Source organism: Parageobacillus sp. KH3-4 (assembly GCF_022846435.1).
GTDB lineage: Bacteria > Bacillota > Bacilli > Bacillales > Anoxybacillaceae > Parageobacillus > Parageobacillus thermoglucosidasius_A.
The window spans coordinates 1050831-1074514 of record NZ_AP025627.1; the positions used below are offsets into that span (position 1 = coordinate 1050831).

The window sequence follows — 23684 nt, forward strand, 5'->3', positions numbered from 1 at the left end:
TATGAAATGGTCAGAAATCAGCATTCATACGACGCATGAGGCGGTTGAGGCAATTTCGAATATTTTGCATGAAGCAGGCGCTGGCGGAGTGGTGATCGAGGATCCGTATGATTTAACAAAGGAACGAGATGCGTCGTTCGGGGAAGTTTATGAATTAAATCCAGATGATTATCCAGAAGAAGGAGTAATTATTAAGGCATATTTGCCGGTTAACAGCTTTCTTGGAGAAACGGTGGAAGAGATTAAACAAGCGATTAACAATTTATTATTGTATGATATTGATATCGGCAAAAATAAAATCACGATTAGCGAGGTGAACGAGGAAGAATGGGCAACCGCGTGGAAAAAATATTATAATCCTGTCAAAATATCAGAAAAATTTACGATCGTTCCAACATGGGAGACGTATGAACCGGTATCCAGCGATGAGTTAATTATTGAATTGGACCCGGGCATGGCGTTTGGCACAGGAACACATCCAACGACGGTGATGTGCATTCAAGCGCTCGAAAAATATGTGAAGCCTGGAGATACGGTCATTGATGTTGGCACTGGTTCCGGCATTTTAAGTATCGCTGCAGCGATGCTTGGCGCAAAATCAGTTCGTGCACTTGATTTAGATCCGGTTGCCGTTGATAGCGCGAAGCTAAATGTCAAATTAAATAAAGTGCAACATATCGTCACCGTTTCGCAAAATAATTTGCTTGACCATATTGAGGAACGAGCAAACGTGATTGTTGCCAATATTTTAGCGGAAATTATACTGCGCTTTGCCGACGATGCTTATCGCCTTCTAGAAAAAAACGGGTATTTTATTACTTCGGGAATTATCCAAGCGAAAAAACAAGAGGTAAAAGAAGGGTTAACGAAAGCGGGATTTACTATTGAGGAAACGCTGGTGATGGAAGACTGGATTGCTTTTATTGCCAGAAAAGCATGAAAAGAAGGTGTTGCTTTGCAGCGGTATTTTGTTTCAGACGACCAAGTGAAAAACGACCATTTTATTATTCAAGGCGATGATTACCACCATATCGTTCACGTCATGCGCATGGACAAAGGAAGCGAAGTGATTTGTGTTCTTTCTTGCAATAAAACGGCGCTATGCCGAATTGAACAAATTACCAATGAGCATGTGATTGTCCGTGTTGTAAAATGGATAGATGAACAAACGGAACTGCCGGTTCAAATTTATATCGCCCATGGGCTGCCGAAAGGAGATAAACTGGAGTTGGTGATTCAAAAAGGCACGGAGCTTGGTGCGTCTTCGTTTATTCCTTTTGTGGCGGCTCGCTCTATTGTCAAATGGGATGCAAAAAAAGCAAATAAAAAGCTAGAACGTTGGAAAAAGATTGCAAAAGAGGCGGCGGAACAATCACATCGCGGGAAAATTCCCGATGTACACGCACCGATGACGATATATGAACTTGTTGAATTTGCCAAAATCGCCGATTACCGGCTTTTTGCATATGAAGAAGAAGCAAAACAAGGAAACCATCAAATGCTTACTTCCGTTTTTCGGAAAATGAAGCGCGGGCAATCGCTCCTAGCCGTATTTGGCCCGGAGGGCGGATTTTCCAGCGAAGAAGTGGAATTGCTTAAACAGCATGGCTTTTTTTCCTGCAGCCTTGGGCCGCGGATTTTGCGGACCGAAACGGCGCCGCTTTATCTTTTGGCGGCTGCTTCGTATCAATTTGAACTACAGTGAGGTGAAAGCAAATGCCAACCGTTGCATTTCATACGCTTGGATGCAAAGTAAACCATTATGAGACGGAAGCGATTTGGCAGTTGTTCAAAAAAGCTGGCTATGAACGCAAAGATTTTGACAGCCGCGCCGATGTTTATGTCATCAATACATGCACGGTGACGAACACAGGCGATAAAAAAAGCCGCCAAGTCATACGCCGCGCAATTCGAAGAAATCCGGACGCCGTTGTTTGCGTGACAGGATGTTACGCGCAAACGTCTCCGGCGGAAGTGATGGCGATTCCGGGTGTGGACATTGTGATCGGCACGCAAGACCGCGGCAAAATTTTAGAATATGTGGAACAGTTTCAGCGCGAACGCCGGCCGATTAACGCCGTGCACAACATTATGAAAACGCGCGTGTTTGAAGAAATGGACGTTCCGGAGTTTAGCGACCGGACGCGCGCCTCGCTGAAAATTCAAGAAGGATGCAATAATTTCTGCACGTTTTGCATCATTCCATGGGCGCGCGGATTAATGCGTTCCCGCGACCCGAAAGAAATCATCCGCCAAGCGCAGCAGCTAGTAAACGCCGGCTATAAAGAAATTGTATTGACGGGCATCCATACAGGCGGCTACGGAACGGATATGAAAGACTACAATTTTGCAGCGCTTCTTCGCGATTTGGATGAGCAAGTTGTCGGTTTAAAGCGGCTCCGCATTTCATCGATTGAAGCGAGCCAAATCACCGACGAAGTGATCGACGTGCTCCGCCGTTCCGATAAGATCGTGCGCCATTTGCACATCCCGCTTCAATCCGGTTCGAATACGGTGTTAAAACGGATGCGCCGCAAATACACAACGGAATTTTTCGCTGAGCGGCTGGCACGTTTGCGCGAAGTCTTCCCTGAACTTGCGATTACATCAGACGTGATCGTTGGTTTTCCAGGCGAGACGGAAGAAGAGTTTATGGAAACGTACAACTTTGTGCGTGAACAGCGTTTTTCCGAACTTCACGTCTTCCCGTACTCGAAACGGACGGGTACGCCAGCTGCACGCATGCCAAATCAAGTGGACGAGGACGTCAAACACGACCGCGTCCGCCGTTTAATTGCGCTGTCCGATCAGCTTGCGAAAGAATATGCCTCGCAATTTGAAGGGCAAGTGCTCGAAGTCATACCGGAAGAACGTGATAAAGAAAACTTGGAAAGCGGGTTGTACATCGGATATACGGACAACTATTTGAAAGTGAGATTCCCGGCTACGGAGGAAATGGTTGGGGAAATTGTGAAAGTGAAAATTACAAAAGCCGGGTATCCGTATAATGAAGGGGAGTTCGTCCGCGTTGTTGCCGACGACATCCCGCAATCCGTAAAATTAAGCTCGTAACCCAGCATGGTAGCTGGGTTTTTCTTGTTTACGATAAAAATTTTTGTAAACTAGTTTTTCCGCTAAAATCGTGGTATGATGATAGATGTCAGACTTCTATATTGCGAAAGAGAAAGGAGATTTGCTGTAATGGAAAATAATATGGCAAAAATGATTGATCATACGCTGCTGAAAGCGGATACAACAAAAGCGCAAATCGTGAAGCTGTGCGAAGAGGCAAAACAATACGGATTCGCTTCCGTTTGCGTCAATCCGACTTGGGTAGCAACAGCTGCCGAACTATTAAAAGGTACGGACGTAAAAGTATGCACGGTAATCGGCTTCCCGCTCGGGGCTAACACTCCGGAAACGAAAGCGTTTGAAGCGAAAAACGCGATTGAAAATGGCGCGGCGGAAGTCGATATGGTAATTAACATCGGAGCGCTAAAAGATGGCAATGATGACCTTGTCGAACGCGATATTCGCGCCGTCGTCGAAGCGGCAAAAGGGAAAGCGCTTGTGAAAGTGATTATTGAAACGTGTCTGCTTACCGAAGAAGAAAAAGTGCGCGCTTGCCAGCTTGCTGTGAAAGCGGGGGCGGATTATGTGAAAACATCGACAGGCTTTTCAACAGGCGGCGCTACAACGGAAGATGTCGCACTGATGCGGAAAACGGTCGGACCAAACATCGGCGTGAAAGCTTCCGGTGGCGTTCGTGATATAAAAAGTGCAATGGCAATGATCGAAGCGGGGGCGACGCGCATCGGGACAAGTTCCGGCGTAGCGATCGTTGCGGGAAAAACGGCCGATTCCGATTATTAAAAACGTTTGCCATGAAAAAATAATATCGCGGATTCGATCCATCGGACAAAGGGAAGCGCAGCGACGGAGCAAATGACGTTAAATAGCACGCTGACGTGCGCTAATTGTACGTCTGGAGCAGAACTAAGCTTGACAGCAACAAGGGCAAGCGGATCGATAAAAAAGTAGAAGATAATGACTCCGACGACATTAAACCATAAGTGGGTATAAGCGGTTAATTTCGCTTCATACGTGGAACCGACGCTTGCTAGAAGGCCGGTTATGCACGTGCCGATGTTTGCGCCGAGCAAAATCGCGATGCCAGCCGGAAGCGTGAGAATGTGTTCATTCAAAAATCCCATTGCAATGCCGATCGTTGCCGCGCTGGAATGAATAATGGCCGTAAGGATCACGCCGATCATGATTCCGCTAAAAGGCGAAAGGTTCGTTTTTTGCAACCATTCATCCACAATCGGATATGAGGACAGCGGCTTTGCAAGCTGACTAAACCCACCCATCGCAAAAAATAAAGAGGCGAGCCCAACAACGATCATGCCAATGCCGTAAGCGGGGCGGTAATAACCAAAGAAAACGAGAGCCGCTCCAATGAAAAGCATCGGAATCACGCTGTCCCCGACGTCAAGAGTAATCATTTCCGTTGTGATCGTAGAGCCAATGTTGCTCCCTAAAATGACGCCGATCGATTGCTGAAATGTAAGATAGCCGGTGGAGACGAGCCCGACGGTAATGACCATCACCGCGGAGCTACTTTGCAAAAGCGCCGTGACGACCGTTCCAGTAAAAAATCCTTGCAAAGGAGTATTTGTAAAGCGCAACAGCCACTGTTTCAAGCGGTGGCCCGATAAAGCATAAAGTCCTGATTTCATCATGAACATGCCGATAAGGAAAACGATGGTATATATGGAAAACAAAATGAGCAATTGCACCACTTGTCCTTTCCTCCTTTCCTCCTAAATTTGTATGGGGAAGGACGGAGAACAATGACAAGTTTTTTTATTGACCTGTCGCGCAAGCATATATTATAATTGACAAGTACACGTATAGTAATAAAATGGTTGTTGCTCGGAGGGAGGGAAGCAGGATGTCAAAGACAATCGTTCGCAAAAACGAATCCATTGATGACGCTCTTCGTCGCTTCAAACGTGCCGTTTCGAAAACAGGTACATTGCAAGAAATCAGAAAGCGCGAATTTTATGAAAAGCCAAGCGTCAGACGGAAGAAAAAATCTGAAGCGGCTAGAAAGCGCAAGCATTAAAAGAGGGTGTATATATGGGTCTTCTTGATCGTTTAAATGACGATATGAAGCAAACGATGAAAAACAAAGAAAAGGATAAACTCTCCGTCCTTCGGATGTTAAAAGCGGCGTTGCAAAACGAAGCGATTAAACTTGGCAAAAGCCAATTATCGGAAGACGAAGAGCTAACCGTTCTTTCTCGCGAATTAAAGCAGCGTAAAGACTCCCTCCAGGAATTCGAAAACGCTGGTCGCATGGACCTTGTTGAAAAAGCAAAGGCAGAAATCGAAATTGTTCAATTATATATGCCAAAACAATTGACAGAAGAAGAGCTTTTGGAAATTGTCAAACAGACGATTGCGGAAGTAGGTGCTTCTTCGAAAGCGGATATGGGCAAAGTGATGGGAGCAATCATGCCAAAGGTAAAAGGAAAAGCGGATGGCTCTCTCGTCAATAAGCTTGTTCAACAACAACTTTCACAATAATGGAATGGGTGTTCCGTGAAAGCGGGCACCCTTTGTTTTTACCGCCCGAAACAACAATTGGTGCTAACCCCCTTTTTTATCTCATATGTATGAGATGAAAGGGGGTTCTTTTTTATGGTGAAAAAATGGCGGCAACATATGAGAAGATGGCTTACAGACAAATTGGAGCTTCCCGCCGATATTGTCATGGACCTTCCCCGCATTACGATGGTTGGACAAATACATATTTATGTCGAAAATCATCGTGGTTTACTCACGTTTAGCGACAAAGAGCTCCGCTTGCTTTTAAAACAAGGCCAGCTCCTTGTCCGCGGTGAAAAGTTTGTCATTAAAACCATTTTGCCAGAGGAAATTTTGCTTGAAGGAAAAATAAGCCAAGTTATTTATATAGATGAGTAATGCTTTACAATTTTGTAGCCAATGATCCGAAAGAGGGAGCGGAAGGAGGAAATGGGATGAAGAACCAATGGATAAACTTACTGGAAGGCAGCGTAAGGGTGAAAGCGCAAGGGAAAGGTGTGGAACGATTGATTAACGCGTGCGTACGCAACGATATTGCCGTTTGGAATGTAAAAAAGCATGGCGATCATATTGCGACGTTTTTTATTTTGCTAAAAGATGTCAGGCGGCTGCGCATTGTCGCCAGAAAAAGCGATTGTAAACTTTATTTTGTGGGAAAAGTGGGATTCCCGTTTTTTTTCAAAAACATGCTAACGAATCTTGGCGTTTTTGTCGGCGTCTGCTTCTTTTTTGCCATCGTTTTTATGCTTTCCAATATGATTTGGGGGATCGATATTAAAGGGGCAAAACCGGAGACGGAATACCGCATATTGAAAGAATTAAAACAAATGGGAATCGAAAAAGGAGCGTTGCAATTTTTCATTGATGATCCAGTTACGATTCAGAAGAAATTGATGGATCGCATTGACAACATTACATGGATCGGCGTGGAACTTAAAGGGACGACGTTTTATTTTCAAGTGGTGGAGAAAAACGAACCAAAAGAGCCAAAAAAAATCGGTGCTCGCTATTTAGTGGCAAGAAAAGAGGCGGTTATTACGGACATGTTCGTTGAAAAAGGGCAGCCGCTTGTTTCGGTCAACGATCATGTGACGAAAGGGCAGTTATTAGTGTCGGGCATTATCGGAAAGGAAGGGCGAACAACGTTTGTGCCGGCGCGAGGGAAAATTTTTGGCGAAACATGGTACAAGTCTACCGTTGTCCTGCCGCTGGAAGCGACGTTTCAAGTATTAACGGGAAAATACATAGAAAAACATTATATAGCGGTGAAAAATATTTCGATTCCAATATGGGGGGTTCAAAAACCTACGTTTCGCCATTATAAAATAGACCGACAGAAAAGACCGCTCCGCTTTTGGAAATGGGACTTGCCTATTTATTACGAACGTGTCGTTTTTCGGGAAACGCAAGAAGCGAAGCGCAGCTATACATGGGAAGAAGCGCTTGCAAAAGCAAAGGAACTTGCCCGCGAAGAATTAAAGGCGAAATTGCCAGAAGATGCTAAGATTAAAGGAGAAAAAGTTTTGCATCAAGCGAGAGAGAATGGTAAAGTAAGGGTAGAGTTGCATTACCAAGTGATTGAAAACATCGCGATACCACAACCAATAGTTCAAGGAGATTGAGGATGTCAGAAGAGTTTGTAACCATCAGTCAGCAATTGGAAAACGCAAATGAAGCAATTGCGCTTTTCGGCATTCATGACGCCCATTTAAAGCGGATGGAACAGGAACTGGGAGTTTCCATCGTAACAAGAGGAGAATCGGTGAGCGTTTCTGGCACCCCGGAACAAGTGCAGCTTGTTGACGACTTGTTGCGCCATTTGTTGATTCTTATCCGGAAAGGTATTTCCATTAGTGAACGGGATGTGATGTATGCGATTCAATTGGCGAAACAAGGAACGCTCGATTATTTGATTAGTTTATATGAGGAAGAAATTATAAAAAATGCTAAAGGAAAATCAATACGTGTAAAAACGTTGGGGCAGCGCCATTATGTCTCCGCCATTAAACAGCATGACCTTGTTTTTGGAATTGGACCTGCCGGAACAGGAAAAACGTATTTGGCGGTGGTGATGGCTGTCTGCGCCTTGAAAAGTGGACAGGTGAAGCGCATTATTTTAACTCGCCCGGCGGTGGAAGCAGGAGAAAGTTTAGGATTTTTGCCGGGAGATTTAAAAGAAAAAGTCGACCCTTACTTGCGTCCTCTTTACGATGCGCTGCACGATGTATTGGGGGTGGACCATACGCAGCGGTTAATTGAGAGAGGAACGATCGAAATCGCACCGCTGGCGTATATGCGCGGGAGAACGCTCGAAGATGCTTTCGTCATTTTAGATGAAGCGCAAAATACGACACCGGCGCAGATGAAAATGTTTTTAACAAGATTAGGCTTTGGTTCCAAAATGGTCATTACCGGTGATATTTCACAAGTCGATTTGCCAAAAGGAGTAAAATCGGGGCTTGCCGTGGCAAAAGAAATATTGGGAGCGGTCAGCGGCGTATCCTTTGTCTTTTTAGAGGAAACGGATGTCGTGCGCCATCCGCTCGTGGCGAAAATTATTGAAGCATACGAAGAGGCTGGCATGTAGAGAAGAAGACCCGTTTTTTAAAGGGTCTTTTCTTTAAAGCGAGGGGAAAACCGTTGGAGAGGATTCGCTTTTTTCTAGAACATATTAATCACGTTCGCTTCGTTCGTTATCTTTTGTTTTTGTTTTTAGGGCTGTTTTTATTCACGGCATTATATGCTCAAGTAAAACCGCGCCAGTATGAAATGCGTTTATTTGATATTGCGACAGAAACGATTCGGTCACCGATTACCATTGAAGACAAGGAAACGACAGAAAAACTAAAAAAAGAAGCCGCCAATAAAGTGGCGGATGTTTATACATTAAAAAAAGAATACGCGGAAAATCGCGTCGATTTAATTTCATCGCTATTTACCACCATCGTTGAAATTCAGGATGAAGCCAGGGGAAAAAATAAGGAACAAGCGGAAATGGTCGATAAGCTGAAAGAACGGCTGCCGCAGGAATGGTTTTCTTATTTGTCCGAAGGCGAATGGGAAAAGCTGCTTCAAGCGGCTCCAGAAGATATAAACACGGCAAAGGAAGCAGCGGTAACGGCTGTTCATTCCATTATGGCGGAGCGCATCACGAAATCAGAATTGGAGAGGGCAAGGGCGAAAGTGCAAGATGAATTGGAGTATGTCATTCTTCCGCCGGCGTTAAAAAAAATTGTTGTAAAGTTGACGAAACAGGCAATCATTCCGAACGTTATTTACGATCGTGCCGCTACGGAAGAAAAACGAAGACAGGCGATGGATGAAGTAAAACCGGTAAAAATTTTGCAAGGACAAGTCATCGTCGAGGAAGGGCAATTTATTACAAATGAAATTTATCGTCAGCTTCAGCTTGTCGGCTTATTGCAAAATGATCGTTCTTTTCAGCCGCTTATCGGTCTTTTTCTTTTCGTGTTATTATTGTTATCGCCCGTTATTTACTACTTTGGGCGAGAAAAGACGAACACGAACTTGTTCGTATATGCGACCATTTTTACGATCATGATACTTGTGATGGAACTGATTCGTCTCATCCCGGAGAGCGATACGTTTTCCGCCGGTTATCTTGTGCCGGTTGCTTTCGGCACCATGCTCGTTCGCATTTTCATCGGGGAACGGATGGCGATTATTACAAGCATTCTTTGTGCCGTATGTGGCAGTTTAATGTTTCACGAGGAAACCGGTACGAACGGCACGATTCAAGTTTCATTGGCGGTTTATTTAGTAACAAGCGGGCTAGCGGGAAGTTTCTTTTTACATAAACAGCTGCGAAAAGCAAAAATCTGGCAGGCAGGGGTATTTGTCGCTTTCATTAATATTGTTGTTATGCTTGCGCTAAACTTGCTGAAAAATGGTCATTATTCGTTAGCAGAAACCGGCATATTTCTGCTGATGGCATTTGCTTCCGGCATTTTCTCAGCGATTTTAACGATCGGGCTTTTGCCGGTTTTAGAAGCGAGCTTTGGCATTTTGTCATCGATGAAATTAATTGAATTATCGAACCCGAACCATCCATTGCTTCGCAAAATTTTAACAGAAGCTCCTGGAACATACCATCACAGCATCATGGTTGCCAATTTAGCGGAGGCTGCTTGTGAAGCAATTGGCGCAAACGGTTTATTAGCGCGCGTTGCTTGCTATTACCATGATATCGGGAAAACGAAGCGCCCCCGCTATTTTATCGAAAATCAAATAGGTGGTAATCCGCATGACCACTTATCGCCACAGTTAAGCAAAAATATTATTCTTGCCCACGTATCTGATGGGGTTGCTATTTTAAAAAAGCATCGCATGCCGAAAGAAATTATCGACATTGCTGAACAGCATCATGGAACGACATTGTTAAAATATTTTTATCATAAAGCGCTTGAGCAGATGGGCTATGTGTCCGAGGAAGAATTTCGCTATCCTGGACCGAAGCCGCAAACGAAAGAGGCGGCGATCATTAGCATCGCTGATAGCGTGGAAGCGGCGGTGCGATCGCTTTCTAATCCATCTCAGGAAAAGATTGAAAAAATTGTCCGCGGCATTATTGCCGAACGGCTGCAAGACAATCAATTGAACGAGTGTGATATCACGTTAAAGGAGTTAGAAACGGTAGCGACATCGCTTTGTGAAACGCTAAATGGCGTATTCCATTCGCGAATTGAATATCCGGAGATTCGAAAGGAAAAGGTGAAACACGCATGATTCTCAACATTGACTTTATCGACGAGACAAATGAAGTGACAAAAGAACAAATGGATATCATCAAACGGCTGCTAAACTATGCGGCAGAAATCGAGCATGTTCCTAATGGAGCAGAAGTGGGCATTTCGTTTGTGGATAATGAGCGAATTCGCATCATCAATCGCGACTATCGGGGAAAAGACCAACCGACAGATGTCATCTCCTTCGCTCTCGAGGAAAAGGGAGAAGGAGAAGTTGAAATTGTCGGCGCGGACGTTCCTCCGTTGCTTGGCGATATCATTATTTCGATTCCAAAGGCGAAAGAACAGGCGAAAGAGTATGGACATTCGTTCATGCGCGAGCTTGGCTTTTTAGCGGTGCACGGTTTTTTGCATTTGTTAGGATATGATCATAAAACAGAAGAAGAAGAAAAAATTATGTTTTCCAAACAAAAAGATATCCTAGAACGATATGGGTTGACGAGATAAAATATGAATTGGAGAAAAGAAAGAAAACGGTTTGCTTGCGCATGGGCGGGAATTGTCGCTGCGGTAAAAAAAGAAGCGCATATGCGCGTTCATATTGTGTTGGCTATTGTTGCGATAATTGTCGCGGCGGCCTTTCACATTTCCAAGCTGGAATGGCTTATTCTTTTGTTAACGATTGGAAGTGTCATTACGTTGGAACTAGTAAATACGGCGATAGAACGTGTCGTTGATTTAGTGACGACAGACTCTCATCCTTTAGCGAAAGCGGCGAAAGATATCGCTGCGGGTGCCGTCTTGGTCGCTGCAGTTGTTGCAGTTATTGTTGGAATCATCATCTTTCTGCCATATCTCGTATAACAAATATGCAGAAAAATTCTAATTTTTCTGTCACATTTTTAATTAAGAAAGATGAAAATTACAGAGATTTTTTGTAAAATAAAAGAAGGAAGCTTATTGCTCCTCTGGCGGGAAAGGAAGAAAAACGTTGAGAACAAATGAACTGATCGAAGAGGCGAAAAAGGCGAGAGAGTACGCTTACGTCCCTTACTCGAAATTTAAAGTTGGCGCTGCATTGTTAACAAAAGACGGGAAAGTGTACCGCGGCTGCAATATTGAAAACGCCGCTTATAGCATGTGTAATTGCGCGGAACGGACGGCGCTTTTTAAGGCGTATTCGGAAGGGGATACAGAATTTGTCGCACTTGCTGTTATCGCTGACGCGCCCCGTCCGGTACCGCCCTGCGGTGCATGCCGCCAGGTCATTTTTGAACTATGTCCAAGTGATATGAAGGTAATATTGGCAAATTTAAACGGTGATATTGCCGAATTAACAGTGAAAGAACTATTACCAAAAGCTTTTTCAGCGGAGGATTTGCATGAATAAGGAAGGATACAAATCAGGATTCGTTTCCATTGTTGGTAGACCAAACGTTGGAAAATCGACATTTTTAAACCGCGTCATTGGTCAAAAAATCGCGATTATGAGCGATAAGCCGCAAACGACGCGCAATAAAATTCAAGGTGTTTACACAACAGATGACGCGCAAATTGTTTTTATTGATACGCCAGGAATGCATAAGCCGAAACATAAGCTTGGCGATTTTATGATGAAAGTAGCGTTAAACGCGTTAAAAGAAGTGGATCTTATTTTATTTATGATTAACGCCGAAGAAGGATTTGGGCGCGGTGACGCGTATATTATTGAACGGCTGAAAGAAGTAAATACGCCGGTGTTTTTAGTCATCAATAAAATCGATCTCGTTCATCCAAACGATTTATTGCCGTTAATTGATCAGTATAAAGAGCTTTACCCGTTTGCGGAGATCATTCCGATTTCTGCGCTGCAAGGGAACAATGTCGAAACATTGGTGGAACAAATCAAAAAATATTTGCCGGAAGGTCCGCAATATTATCCGCCTGACCAAGTAACCGACCATCCGGAACGGTTTATTATTGCGGAATTGATTCGCGAGAAAGCGCTTCATTTGACGCGCGAAGAAGTCCCGCATTCCATTGCCGTCGTGGTAGAGACGATTGAGCGGCGCGAAGATAGCGACACAGTGTATGTCGGTGCTGTTATTATTGTCGAGCGGGATTCACAAAAAGGGATCATTATTGGAAAACAAGGTCGAATGTTAAAAGAGATCGGGCAACGGGCGCGTGTCGATATCGAAGCGCTTCTTGGATCGAAAGTATTTTTGGAATTATGGGTGAAAGTGCAAAAAGATTGGCGCAATCGGCTGGCGCAGTTGCGTGATTTTGGGTTTAGAGAAGAAGAGTATTAATTAGAAAATTTTATATAACATAAACGTTTCACGGCGAGGTCAACCTATATCTAGACGAAAAATAAGCAACGCTGCAGGCGGAAAGAGGTGTGGTTCCATGCTTGATTTTACATGGAAGCTGTTCAGTCAAACCGGCAACATTGACACATATCTTCTTTTCAAAGAGCTGGAAAGAGAACAACAACCTAGTAGCGATAAACAAGAGACGGAACGCAAAGAAGTCGATCAACCTGTTTTTTGATCGGCGTTTGATGGTCGGTGGTGATGCGATTGTTTGAAAAATGTGAAGCGATTGTTATTCGCGCGACTGATTATGGCGAAACAAATAAAATTGTCACATTCTTCACGAGAGAATGGGGAAAGGTGGCTGCGATGGCGCGTGGAGCAAAAAAGCCAAGCAGCCGCCTTTCTGCCGTTACCCAACTGTTTACATACGGTTACTACTTAATTCAGAGAAGCCGCGGTGTCGGGGTTTTGCATCAAGGCGATATTATCGATTCGATGCGGGCGACCCGCGAAGACATTTTTACAGCGGCGTACGCGTCTTATATCGTGGAGCTGACGGATAAAATAACAGAAGAACAACAGCGCAATCCGTATTTGTTTGAACTGCTTTTGCAGACGTTACAATATATGAACGAAGGCCGCGATTTAGAGATCCTTACTCGCATTTATGAAACGAAAATGTTGTCTGTAATGGGCGTTCCGCCGAAGTTAGATTATTGTTCCGTATGCGGCCGGACAGAAGGAAAGTTTTCCTTTTCGATAAAAGAGGCTGGGTTTCTTTGTCATCGTTGCGAGCAATACGATCCGCACCGAATTCCGCTTTCTGCAGCCGCCGTAAGATTATTGCGTTTGTTTTACTATATGGATTTATCAAGGCTTGGTGCGATTTCGGTCAAAGAGGAAACAAAAAAAGAGCTTCGCGCGGTTCTTTCCTCTTACTACGATGAGTACTCAGGGCTATCGTTAAAAACAAAACGTTTTTTAATGCAAATCGATGAACTAAAAATGGTTAGTAGCTCCCGCAAACATCAGGCGGAAAGCGAAAGTGGGAACGGCTGATGATGAAAAAATGCGATGCCGTCACTTTATGAAGACAAAATTTCCTTTTTAAAAACAGGAGTGTAGTATAATAAACTTAGGAGACGATAGCGCGATATAGCTTTCAGTAAGGTGGTGAGCAACGATCGAACTGAATAAACGCCAAGAACAGATTTTGCAAATCGTAAAAGATCATGGTCCGATTACGGGAGAGAGTATTGCCGAAAAATTGAATTTAACAAGAGCGACATTGCGTCCGGACTTAGCGATATTAACAATGGCCGGATATTTGGAAGCACGGCCTCGGGTAGGGTATTTTTATACAGGGAAAACCGGTTCTCAGCTGTTTGCTGATAAAATAAAGAAGATAAAAGTAGAAGATTATCAATCAATTCCGGTTGTTGTCAACGAAAATGTTAGTGTATACGATGCAATCGTCACCATGTTTCTTGAAGATGTCGGCACGCTGTTTGTCGTTGATGACGAATCTCTTCTAGCCGGTGTGTTATCAAGAAAAGATTTACTGCGCGCAAGCATTGGCAAACAGGAGTTAACGACGATTCCCGTCAATATTATTATGACGAGAATGCCAAATATAGCGGTTTGTTATAAAGATGATCCGCTTATTGATGTAGCGGAACGGTTAATTGAAAAGCAGATTGATGCGATGCCGGTAGTGCGGAAAACAGAGAAAGGATACGAAGTCATTGGACGAATAACGAAAACAAATATGACAAAGGCGTTTGTCGCGCTAGCGAAAGACGATTTGTTATAAGAAAAAAAGGAGGAGAAAGATGAATCAACGCCTTGTTTATGTTGTTTCCGATTCAGGCGGGGAAACGGCGGAACTTGTGGTGAAAGCAGCGGCAAGCCAATTTTATAGTTCTCACATTCAATTAAAGCGCATACCATATGTGGAAGATAAGACGACCCTTGCCGAAGTCGTTGCGTTAGCGAAAATGAACCAAGGAATTATCGCGTTTACGCTCGTTGTTCCGGAAATGCGCCAGTTTCTTATTGAGGAAGCTGCACGCGAAGGAGTAGTGGCGTACGATATTATTGGACCGCTTATTGAAAAAATGAGCGATTTATTCAAGCTGACGCCGCGATATGAGCCGGGGAAAGTGCGCGTGCTTGATGAGGATTATTTTAAGAAGATTGAAGCGATTGAATTTGCGGTGAAATATGACGATGGACGTGATCCGCGGGGAATTTTGCGTGCCGACATCGTTTTAATTGGTGTATCGCGTACCTCGAAAACACCGCTATCGCAATATTTGGCGCATAAACGGCTAAAGGTAGCAAACGTACCGATTGTGCCGGAAGTCGAACCACCGGAACAACTTTTTAAAGTGCCGTGGGAAAAATGTTTCGGATTAAAAATCAGCCCGGAAAAATTACTTTCGATTCGCCGCGAGCGTCTAAAATCACTTGGCTTAAACGACCAAGCCATTTACGCGAACATGGATCGCATTAAAGAAGAACTTGCCTATTTTGATGAAATCGTGAAAAAAATTGGCTGTGACGTTATCGATGTGACAAATAAGGCGGTAGAAGAAACGGCGAGCATTATTATGAAAAAAAGAAAAATATAGCACATTCACGATGATGTGAACTGTGCTATTACTTTTTTATAGCGTATTTTTATCATTTATATTATAATAAAAAATTGCGAGAAAAATGAACAAAAGCAGGTTTAGAGCGTATAGAGAACGAGTAAACTATTTATAGCCAATTGTCAAGGGGGAAAAGGAAAATCTTTTTCGACAAAATCTGCTCGTTAATAAGTGAAAAAAGAAGGATTTTCAGGAACGGTGTAGAATAATTAGGAGGTGCGAATCTGATTGCTAAATTGACTTTAAACCAAAGCGCAGCTGGCAATATGATGATAGCAGTCAGATCTAAACATTGAGGCCGATCGTTTTTGTCGACGCCGATGCTTGCCCAATAAAAATTGAAATTTTCTCGCTTGCTTGCAAATATAATATACCAAGCGTGTTTGTTTCTTCGTACAACCATTTCTCTCCTTCACAAAAAATGCAATGGGTATATGTGGACACAGAAAAGGAAGCGGTCGATTTATATATTTTGAACCGTGCGGCGAAGGGAGATGTTGTTGTTACCCAAGATATCGGATTGGCAAGCATGCTCGTTAGCCGCGGCGTGCATGTCATTTCCCCGCGCGGGAAGGTGTACGAAGATGGAGAAATGGATGGTGTCCTCTACTTCCGCTATCTTCAAGCGAAACAGCGGAGGCAAGGTGTGTACCGGAAGGGAATGAAGCGGTTTTCAGATCAGGATCGTCGTGCCTTTCTGCAAAATTTCGAAAAAATTTTGTCGAAACTCGAAGGAAAATAGACATAGGTCGAGAATAATAAGATACGGAGTTGTTTATATGGGATACCGTATTCCCGAAGAAACGATTGAAGCGATTCGTCGTACTGTTGACATCGTCGATGTGATCAGCGATTATGTCCAATTAAAGAAGCAAGGGCGCAACTATTTTGGGTTATGCCCGTTTCATGGGGAAAAGACACCGTCGTTTTCCGTTTCCCCAGAAAAGCAAATTTTCCATTGTTTCGGTTGCGGTGCTGGCGGAAACGTATTTTCGTTTCTAATGGATATTGAAGGCATTTCCTTTCTTGAGGCCGTAAAACGGCTAGCGGTAAAGGCGAACATCGATTTGTCAAATTTACAACTAGACGATGCGAATAGAAGCCGTACCGATGCAGGCGAAACGAAAATGATGGTGGAAGCGCATGAGCTCTTGAAAAAATTTTACCATCATTTGCTTGTAAATACAAATGAAGGTCAGGAAGCTTTTGATTATTTACAAGCTCGAGGATGGACGCGAGAAATCATTGATCAATTTGAAATCGGTTATGCACCTAACTCGTGGGATTTTGCGGTCAAGCTTTTGTCAGGACGCGGCTTTTCGCTCGAACTAATGGAAAAAGCTGGACTAATCATTCGCAAAGAAAACGGAGGCTATTTTGATCGTTTTCGCCATCGAATCATGTTCCCGATTCATAATCATCATGGGGATACTGTCGGCTTTTCCGGCAGACTTCTAGGAGAAGGGCAGCCAAAATATTTAAACAGCCCGGAAACTTCTATTTTCCATAAAGGGAAAATTTTGTACAATTTTCACCAAGCTCGTTTACATATACGAAAACATCAAGAAGTTGTTTTATTGGAAGGATTTGCTGATGTTATTTCTGCTGTACAAGCAGGAGTTGCCCATTCCGTCGCAACGATGGGAACGGCTCTAACGGAAGAGCATGCGCGCATTCTCCGGCGCAATGTCGACACCGTCATCGTTTGCTACGATGGCGATGCTTCAGGAATCGAAGCGACATTTCGCGCAGCGGAGGTGTTGACAGAAGCAGGATGTCATGTGAAAATTGCAACAATTCCTGATGGCCTTGATCCTGATGAATATATAAGAAAATATGGTCCGGATCGGTTTCGGCGAGATATTATTGATACGGGCAGCTCGTTGATGGCGTTTAAAATGATGTATTTTCGCAAGGGAAAAAACTTGCAAAACGAAAATGACAAAATCCGTTATATTGAGGAAGTGCTTCGCGAGATCAGCAAGCTGCCGAACCCAATTGAGTGGGATTACTATTTACGGCAGCTGGCTGACGAGTTTTCCCTTTCGCTATCCGCCTTGCAGGAGCAGTTAAACCGCTACAGAGATACCGTTAAGCATTCTCATCATGTAGATCGGGAAGAAGCATCAAAACCGCTGTTGCAGAAGAAACTTCTTCCGGCATTTCAAAATGCGGAGCGAATGCTGCTTGCTCATATGCTGCAAAACCGTGATGTAGCGATGGTAGTTCAGGAAAAGATCGCAGGCAACTTCAATCTCGAAGAGCATCGGGCGATTGCTGCTTATATTTACGCGTTTTACGAAGAAGGAAATGATCCGGACGTCAGTTTGTTGCTTTCACGCCTTCCTGACGACTTAAAACCTCTTGTGACAGAGCTGTCGTTATTGTTGATCAATGACGAAGTTTCCAATCAGGAACTGAACGATTACATGAGACATGTGTTGAATTATCCAAAATGGTTAAAGCTAAAAGAAAAAGAGCAAGAAAAAATGGAAGCGGAACGAAAAAAAGACTTTTTGACTGCCGCGCGCATCGCAAAAGAAATTATTGAAATGAAAAAAATGTTATCTTCGTAATATGATGTTATTAGTTTAAAAAGGAGGTAGTGAAATGGCTGAAAAACCAGCTCGTTCAAAACAAATTGATTCAGATGCAACGCTTGAGCAAGCGAAAGAACAACTAACAGAGCTCGGTAAAAAGCGCGGTATTTTGACGTATGAAGAAATTGCCGAACGTTTAGCCGCGTTTGATCTTGATTCTGACCAGATGGATGAATTTTACGAATACTTAGCGGACCAAGGAATTGAAGTCATTAGTGAATCTGATTTAGAACATGATCCGGATATCGACGATTTAGCAAAAGAAGAATTTGATTTAAATGATCTATCGGTTCCGCCCGGTGTGAAAATTAACGATCCTGTGCGCATGTATTTAAAAGAAATTGGTCGCGTTCCACTATTGTCTGCCGAAGAAGAAATTGAGCTGGCAAAGCGAATTGAGCAAGGCGACGAAGAAGCAAAACGCCGTTTAACGGAAGCGAACCTCCGTCTTGTTGTTAGCATTGCCAAACGTTATGTCGGTCGCGGCATGCTGTTTCTTGACTTAATTCAAGAAGGAAATATGGGTCTGATTAAAGCGGTCGAAAAATTTGACTATCGCAAAGGATACAAATTTAGCACATATGCAACATGGTGGATTCGTCAAGCAATTACGCGGGCGATTGCCGACCAAGCCCGTACGATCCGCATACCAGTGCATATGGTGGAAACGATTAACAAACTTATTCGTGTGCAACGTCAATTGCTTCAAGATCTTGGCCGCGAACCAACTCCGGAAGAAATCGCTGAAGAAATGGATTTAACTCCGGAGAAAGTGCGAGAAATTTTAAAAATTGCCCAAGAACCGGTGTCACTCGAAACGCCGATTGGCGAGGAAGACGATTCGCATTTGGGCGATTTCATTGAAGACCAAGAAGCGACGTCGCCATCGGAGCACGCGGCTTACGAACTGCTAAAAGAGCAGCTTGAAGATGTGCTAGATACGCTTACGGACCGTGAGGAGAACGTGCTTCGCTTACGTTTTGGACTAGACGATGGTCGTACGCGGACGCTCGAAGAAGTCGGAAAAGTGTTCGGGGTTACCCGCGAACGTATCCGACAAATTGAAGCGAAAGCGCTCCGTAAGTTGCGCCATCCAAGCCGCAGCAAACGGTTGAAGGACTTTTTAGAGTAAGAGTAATCTTTTTACAATAGTTTACTTCTTCATATTTCTTGAGAAGTAAACTATTTTTTCTTTTTTCTTTGCGAAAGGCGGATGGGCATGGACGAACGAAGACGTGAAATCATTGTGCGGGAAATTGAATATTGGAAGCATTCCCGCCTCCTTCCAGAGCAATATTGTGATTATTTGCTGGCATTATATACAGAGGGCGAATATAAAAAGCGCCCAAGCGACATCGTGCGAATTCGCCGACAAGGAATGATCCGTTTCCTTTTAGTGGCATTGATTTGTCTATTGTTGCCAGCGAGTGTTCTTGTCATTTATTTTACTGAATTGTCATTCGTTTTGCAAATGCTCCTTTTATCTCTTTTTTTCCTTGCATGCATGGTAGCAGCATGGATGTGGAAGAGAAAAGGAAATATCATTCATATCCCGCTGATTAGCGGTGCGCTCATTTTTCTCATTGCCTCGATTGACATTGGCGAATATTATTTTCCAAAACAAAAGGCAGTGACCGCAGCGATTGTTTTTGCAAACTGTTTAGTATGGATATGGATAGGAAAGCGGTTTCGGTTTCTTTATTTATTGATATCAGGCGCGATCGGAATAGGGATTTTAGCTGTTTTTCTTCTATTTTGACTTTATTTTTTGTTTCGGTAATTTTGTGACAGATATAAGTTAGGGCTTTCCCTTTACGATAATTTACAGTAAAATAAAATTGTTTGTAGCGGTTACATTTTCCGAACAATGGTCATGCACGAGGGAGGTAAAAAAATGAATCGAAACCCGCTAATCCCATTTTTCATCATTATGGTGTTTGGAATCGGTCTTACTCTTGGTCTTTCATTTAAGGGGCTTGGCGATGCGAAAGAGCTGGCAAAAGAGAAAAAGGGCGGCGAGAAAACCGAGCAGGCTGCCGCGGCAAATCCGGAACAATTTTATCAACAAACTTGCAGCAGCTGCCATGGACAAAATTATGAAGGCGGGGTTGGTCCGTCGTTAAAAGGAGTAGGTAAGCGGCTTTCGTTAGACGAAATTAAAAACGTAATCCAAAACGGCCGCGGCAACATGCCTTCAGGCCTTGTTCCGCCAGATAAAGCGGATGAAATGGCAAAATGGCTTTCTAAGCTGAAATAAAAACAAAAAATCCCTTTACCTTAGGTGAAGGGATTTTTTGTTTGTGATACAATATACAGAAGACTAAAGGATGTGAAACAAAGAGATGAATGAATTTCGTCTATCCAAGCGTCTTGAAACGGTTGCTTCTTTTATTCCAAAAGGGGCGAAGCTGGCTGACATTGGTTCGGATCACGCGTATTTGCCGTGCTATGCATATTTACATGGATATATTACAAAAGCGGTGGCCGGTGAAGTAGCGGATGGCCCGCTTCGTTCCGCCAAACTGCAAGTCGAAAGAACCGGGCTAAAAGACGTCATCTCTGTGCGAAAAGGTGACGGCCTGGAAGTAATTCAACCTGGAGAAGTGGATTGTATTACGATTGCCGGTATGGGAGGAACATTAATTGCCAGCATTTTGGAGTCTGGAAAAGATAAGCTTTCCGGTGTAAAAAGGCTGATTTTGCAGCCAAATGTCGGCGCGCATATTGTCCGCAAATGGCTGCTCGACCATAATTGGGAATTGACGGCGGAGCGCATATTGGAAGAAGAAGGGAAAATTTACGAAGTGCTTGTTGCGGAAAAAGGCGATGGGAAAAGACCATATGGAAATATGGAGGCGGAATTATTGCTAGGCCCATTTTTATCGAAAGAAAAAAATGATGTATTTTTAAAAAAATGGAACAATGAGCTTGCTCATTGGAAACAGATCGTCCGCCAATTAAAAGAAAAGGCGGAAACGGAGTCTGCCATCGCAAAAAGACGAGAACTAGAGGAAAAAATTAAGCTTGTGGAGGAGGCATTGCGGTGAACAAGATTCCAAGCGGTCAAGAAATCATTCAATTATTGGAACAATTTGCGCCGAAACATTTGGCGATGGAAGGCGACAGAATCGGACTGCAAATCGGCACGTTAAATAAACCGGTCAAAAAAGTGATGGTTGCCTTGGATGTTTTAGAAGAAGTAATTGATGAAGCAATTGCGGAAAGCGTGGATCTTATTATCGCGCACCATCCGCCGCTTTACCGTCCGCTAAAACAGATCGTCACCGATCAAGCGCAAGGGCGCATCATTGAAAAGTGCATGAAACATCATATTGCCGTTTACGCTGCTCATACGAATTTAGATATTGCCGCTGGCGGAGTAAACGATTGGTTGGCGGAGGCGCTGGGGCTAGAGCATGTAGAGGTATTGGTTCCGACGTATGAAGAGCCGTTGAAAAAGCTTGTCGTATATGTTCCAGAGACACATGCCGATCTCGTTCGCGAGGCGATCGGCAATGCGGGGGCAGGCCATATCGGCAACTATAGCCATTGTACGTTTAACAGCCGCGGCATCGGCACTTTTTTGCCGCTGGAAGGGGCGAATCCGTTCATCGGGGAAGCAGGGACGCTCGAGCGAGTGGAAGAGGTGCGTATCGAAACGATTGTTCCAGCTTCATTGCAAAACAAGGTGATTTCTGCGATGTTAAAAGCACATCCGTACGAAGAAGTGGCATATGACATCTATCCGCTTGAAAACAAAGGAAAAACGTTTGGATTAGGAAGAATCGGACGTTTGCCTGAAAAAATGACGCTCGCGGAGTTTGCCGAACATGTGAAAAAAGCGCTCGACGTTCCAGCGGTGCGCGTTGTTGGTGATTTGCAAGATGCAGTGCAAAAAGTTGCGGTGGTTGGTGGCGACGGAAATAAATATGTCGCGCAGGCAAAATCAGCTGGCGCTGATGTGTATGTGACAGGGGATGTTTATTATCATGTGGCGCACGATGCCATGATGCTTGGGTTAAATATCGTTGATCCGGGACATAACGTCGAGAAAGTAATGAAACAAGGGGTTGCCCGCTTTTTAGAAAACGAGTTTGCCAAACGTGAGTTTGCGACGGCCGTCTGTATTTCCACCGTCCATACGGACCCATTTACGTTTGTATAAAATATATGGCTGGCTCAAAAAGTGGTCCTTTTGGAGCCAGCCTTCTTGCTAGTCTTTTTTCGCTTTTACTTTCGGCAAAATTTTATGCAGCGGTACTTTCCGTTCGCGCTTCCATGTTTTTGGATCGTTTGGGTCAAATTGTTCTAAAAAGTCGATGACTTCTTTTGTAATCGGAGTCGGGGTAGAAGCCCCCGCTGTGACAGCTACTTTTTTTGCGTTTTTAATCCAGTCGATCTCGATTTCCGTCACATCGGCAACGCGATATGCTTTCGTGCCAGCAATTTCTTCCGACACTTGCGCAAGGCGATTGGAGTTGTTGCTTCTTGGATCACCGACGACGATCGTGACGTCGGCTTCTTTTGCCTGCTCTGCCACCGCTTCTTGACGGAGCTGGGTTGCTAGACAAATTTCTTTATGCATTTCAACATGCGGGTATTTTTCTTTTACTTTTTTCATAATGTCGGCAACGTCCCATTGGCTCATCGTTGTTTGGTTTGTCACCATGATGCGGTCGCTTTCAATCGTCAGGCGTTCTACATCTTCGACCGTTTCGACAAGATGAATGTGTATTGGGTCGATGCCAACCGCTCCTTCTGGTTCCGGGTGCCCTTTTTTGCCGATATATATAATTTCATAACCGTCCGCTAGTTTTTCTTGAATTAAGTTATGCGTTTTTGTCACATCTGGGCACGTCGCGTCGATCGTGACGAGCCCTTTTTCGCGCGCGCGCCTTTTCACTTCAGGAGATACGCCGTGCGCGGTAAAGATCACGGTTCCTTTGTCAATTTTTTCGAGAATCTCCAACCGGTTCTCGCCATCAAGCGTAATAATCCCTTCTTCGGCAAACGCGTCGGTAACATGTTTATTGTGAACAATCATCCCGAGGATATAAATCGGTCTTGGCAACGTAGGGTCTAATGCTGCATTTCTTGCGATCACCATCGCATCAACAACCCCATAGCAGTAACCGCGCGGGGTAATTTTGATCACTTCCATATTTGTTCCTCCTCAACTCCGGCGTGCGAAGGGAGACTATCCCTTTCTTTTACATTATATCGGAGAAAGGAATCGAATACAAAGAATTATAACGTATTATTAAATATATAGCTTTGGCGTAGATGGCCGCGGTGTTTTTGCCGATGGGGAACGTTTATTTTCATTTGTTTTCGATTTCGGTACGGTCCGCTTTTTGGATCGTTTTTTGGATGAAGATGACGTTTTTTTCTTATTTTCTTGAATGTTTTTTTCTGTGTCGTTCTCTTCTGGATCGGTTGTTTTTAGTTCTTTCCATATTCTTATCATGCCAGGAAGGTTTTTGATTAGCGGTCCGTATTGCTGCACCATTGGCATAACGTTTTGCGCGATGCCTAACATTTTTTGGGCGTTTGTCAACATGCTGAGAAAGCCCCCGCCCGTGTTTGCACCAGCGCTTGCACTAGCAGCGCTTTGGATTGCCGGACCCATCCAAGGAGATGCCGGGGACAGCGGCTGCCCTCGCGAAAACAATCGCGATAAGAAGCCGCCCAATCTTGGATATGGACCGGCCGCTCTCATTGGGGAAAATGGAAAAGCGCGTGCCATCGGGGGAGAAGGAAAGGTTGGCGGTCTGTTATATATCATTGTTTTGCCTCCTTTCTAGGCTAAGAATA

At 44.0% G+C, this 23684-nt stretch carries 29 protein-coding genes; 26 read left to right on the forward strand and 3 right to left on the reverse strand.

What is annotated here, in order from left to right:
* Position 1: 1 nt before the first annotated feature.
* The 4 genes from prmA (at position 2) to deoC (ending at position 3873) form a co-directional block, all read left to right on the forward strand.
* A complete protein-coding gene (gene prmA / locus MWM02_RS05380; RefSeq protein ID WP_244403119.1) occupies positions 2-940 on the forward strand; it encodes a 50S ribosomal protein L11 methyltransferase in 939 nt (312 codons plus the stop codon).
* 15 nt (positions 941-955) lie between these two features.
* Positions 956-1705, forward strand: a complete 750-nt coding sequence (locus MWM02_RS05385) for a 16S rRNA (uracil(1498)-N(3))-methyltransferase (protein WP_064549781.1) — start codon at positions 956-958, stop codon at positions 1703-1705.
* A gap of 11 nt (positions 1706-1716) precedes the next feature.
* Entirely contained in the window at positions 1717-3072 is a 1356-nt protein-coding gene (gene mtaB / locus MWM02_RS05390; RefSeq protein ID WP_064549782.1) for a tRNA (N(6)-L-threonylcarbamoyladenosine(37)-C(2))-methylthiotransferase MtaB, read from the forward strand.
* A gap of 129 nt (positions 3073-3201) precedes the next feature.
* On the forward strand, positions 3202-3873 hold the full coding sequence (gene deoC, locus MWM02_RS05395) for a deoxyribose-phosphate aldolase (RefSeq protein ID WP_064549783.1): 672 nt from the start codon (positions 3202-3204) through the stop codon (positions 3871-3873).
* Here the strand turns inward: deoC and MWM02_RS05400 are convergent.
* Positions 3870-4802, reverse strand: a complete 933-nt coding sequence (locus MWM02_RS05400; protein WP_244403121.1) for a Na/Pi symporter — start codon at positions 4800-4802, stop codon at positions 3870-3872. The genes deoC and MWM02_RS05400 overlap by 4 nt on opposite strands.
* Positions 4803-4954: 152 nt before the next feature.
* Between MWM02_RS05400 and rpsU the strand changes: the two genes are divergently transcribed.
* The 21 genes from rpsU (at position 4955) to MWM02_RS05505 (ending at position 22035) form a co-directional block, all read left to right on the forward strand.
* Positions 4955-5128, forward strand: a complete 174-nt coding sequence (gene rpsU, locus MWM02_RS05405) for a 30S ribosomal protein S21 (protein WP_003249064.1) — start codon at positions 4955-4957, stop codon at positions 5126-5128.
* Between the two features lie 14 nt (positions 5129-5142).
* Positions 5143-5592 (forward strand): GatB/YqeY domain-containing protein, encoded by a 450-nt coding sequence (locus MWM02_RS05410; RefSeq protein WP_244403122.1) that lies wholly within the window; start codon positions 5143-5145, stop codon positions 5590-5592.
* 114 nt (positions 5593-5706) lie between these two features.
* The gene (yqfC, locus tag MWM02_RS05415) at positions 5707-5991 is read left to right on the forward strand and encodes a sporulation protein YqfC (RefSeq protein WP_064549786.1); all 285 of its coding nucleotides are present in this window, start codon (positions 5707-5709) and stop codon (positions 5989-5991) included.
* A 56-nt stretch (positions 5992-6047) separates the two neighbouring features.
* The gene (gene yqfD / locus MWM02_RS05420) at positions 6048-7235 is read left to right on the forward strand and encodes a sporulation protein YqfD (protein WP_244403124.1); all 1188 of its coding nucleotides are present in this window, start codon (positions 6048-6050) and stop codon (positions 7233-7235) included.
* A 2-nt stretch (positions 7236-7237) separates the two neighbouring features.
* Positions 7238-8200 (forward strand): PhoH family protein, encoded by a 963-nt coding sequence (locus MWM02_RS05425; protein ID WP_064549788.1) that lies wholly within the window; start codon positions 7238-7240, stop codon positions 8198-8200.
* A 53-nt stretch (positions 8201-8253) separates the two neighbouring features.
* Complete coding sequence (locus MWM02_RS05430; RefSeq protein ID WP_244403125.1) at positions 8254-10359, forward strand: HD family phosphohydrolase; 2106 nt, start codon at positions 8254-8256, stop codon at positions 10357-10359.
* Positions 10356-10826 carry an rRNA maturation RNase YbeY gene (gene ybeY / locus MWM02_RS05435; protein ID WP_064549790.1) on the forward strand — a complete coding sequence of 157 codons (471 nt, stop codon included), beginning with the start codon at positions 10356-10358 and terminating at the stop codon, positions 10824-10826. The genes MWM02_RS05430 and ybeY overlap by 4 nt, the downstream gene beginning before the upstream one ends.
* A 3-nt stretch (positions 10827-10829) precedes the next feature.
* Complete coding sequence (locus MWM02_RS05440; RefSeq protein ID WP_244403126.1) at positions 10830-11183, forward strand: diacylglycerol kinase family protein; 354 nt, start codon at positions 10830-10832, stop codon at positions 11181-11183.
* A 127-nt stretch (positions 11184-11310) separates the two neighbouring features.
* On the forward strand, positions 11311-11709 hold the full coding sequence (locus MWM02_RS05445; protein WP_064549792.1) for a cytidine deaminase: 399 nt from the start codon (positions 11311-11313) through the stop codon (positions 11707-11709).
* Positions 11702-12610 carry a GTPase Era gene (gene era / locus MWM02_RS05450; RefSeq protein ID WP_064549793.1) on the forward strand — a complete coding sequence of 303 codons (909 nt, stop codon included), beginning with the start codon at positions 11702-11704 and terminating at the stop codon, positions 12608-12610. Before MWM02_RS05445 ends, era begins: the two co-directional genes overlap by 8 nt.
* 97 nt (positions 12611-12707) lie before the next feature.
* On the forward strand, positions 12708-12851 hold the full coding sequence (locus tag MWM02_RS05455; protein WP_064549794.1) for a YqzL family protein: 144 nt from the start codon (positions 12708-12710) through the stop codon (positions 12849-12851).
* Between the two features lie 29 nt (positions 12852-12880).
* Positions 12881-13675, forward strand: a complete 795-nt coding sequence (gene recO, locus MWM02_RS05460; RefSeq protein WP_064549795.1) for a DNA repair protein RecO — start codon at positions 12881-12883, stop codon at positions 13673-13675.
* 124 nt (positions 13676-13799) lie between these two features.
* Positions 13800-14429 (forward strand): transcriptional regulator CcpN, encoded by a 630-nt coding sequence (gene ccpN, locus MWM02_RS05465; RefSeq protein WP_256462215.1) that lies wholly within the window; start codon positions 13800-13802, stop codon positions 14427-14429.
* Positions 14430-14448: 19 nt separating this feature from the next.
* Positions 14449-15249, forward strand: coding sequence for a pyruvate, water dikinase regulatory protein (locus MWM02_RS05470; protein WP_244403127.1), 801 nt, complete (start codon positions 14449-14451; stop codon positions 15247-15249).
* Positions 15250-15562: 313 nt separating this feature from the next.
* On the forward strand, positions 15563-16012 hold the full coding sequence (locus tag MWM02_RS05475; RefSeq protein WP_064549798.1) for a YaiI/YqxD family protein: 450 nt from the start codon (positions 15563-15565) through the stop codon (positions 16010-16012).
* A 37-nt stretch (positions 16013-16049) separates the two neighbouring features.
* On the forward strand, positions 16050-17846 hold the full coding sequence (gene dnaG / locus MWM02_RS05480; protein ID WP_064549799.1) for a DNA primase: 1797 nt from the start codon (positions 16050-16052) through the stop codon (positions 17844-17846).
* 34 nt (positions 17847-17880) lie between these two features.
* Positions 17881-19002, forward strand: a complete 1122-nt coding sequence (rpoD, locus tag MWM02_RS05485) for an RNA polymerase sigma factor RpoD (protein ID WP_064549800.1) — start codon at positions 17881-17883, stop codon at positions 19000-19002.
* 87 nt (positions 19003-19089) lie between these two features.
* A complete protein-coding gene (locus tag MWM02_RS05490; RefSeq protein ID WP_064549801.1) occupies positions 19090-19629 on the forward strand; it encodes a hypothetical protein in 540 nt (179 codons plus the stop codon).
* Between the two features lie 135 nt (positions 19630-19764).
* The gene (gene cccA, locus MWM02_RS05495; protein ID WP_064549802.1) at positions 19765-20127 is read left to right on the forward strand and encodes a cytochrome c550; all 363 of its coding nucleotides are present in this window, start codon (positions 19765-19767) and stop codon (positions 20125-20127) included.
* Positions 20128-20212: 85 nt separating this feature from the next.
* Positions 20213-20917: a tRNA (adenine(22)-N(1))-methyltransferase gene (locus MWM02_RS05500; protein WP_064549803.1), complete on the forward strand. Its 705-nt coding sequence runs from the start codon at positions 20213-20215 to the stop codon at positions 20915-20917.
* Entirely contained in the window at positions 20914-22035 is a 1122-nt protein-coding gene (locus MWM02_RS05505) for a Nif3-like dinuclear metal center hexameric protein (RefSeq protein ID WP_064549804.1), read from the forward strand. Before MWM02_RS05500 ends, MWM02_RS05505 begins: the two co-directional genes overlap by 4 nt.
* Before the next feature lie 48 nt (positions 22036-22083).
* Here MWM02_RS05505 and MWM02_RS05510 read toward each other — a convergent pair whose 3' ends face one another.
* Both MWM02_RS05510 and MWM02_RS05515 read right to left on the reverse strand, forming a co-directional pair.
* Positions 22084-23031, reverse strand: coding sequence for a 4-hydroxy-3-methylbut-2-enyl diphosphate reductase (locus MWM02_RS05510; RefSeq protein WP_064549805.1), 948 nt, complete (start codon positions 23029-23031; stop codon positions 22084-22086).
* Between the two features lie 99 nt (positions 23032-23130).
* Complete coding sequence (locus tag MWM02_RS05515) at positions 23131-23499, reverse strand: YqfQ family protein (protein ID WP_232509492.1); 369 nt, start codon at positions 23497-23499, stop codon at positions 23131-23133.
* Between MWM02_RS05515 and MWM02_RS05520 the strand changes: the two genes are divergently transcribed.
* Positions 23429-23674, forward strand: coding sequence for a hypothetical protein (locus tag MWM02_RS05520; protein WP_232509497.1), 246 nt, complete (start codon positions 23429-23431; stop codon positions 23672-23674). The genes MWM02_RS05515 and MWM02_RS05520 overlap by 71 nt on opposite strands.
* The last annotated feature ends 10 nt before the right edge of the window (positions 23675-23684 follow it).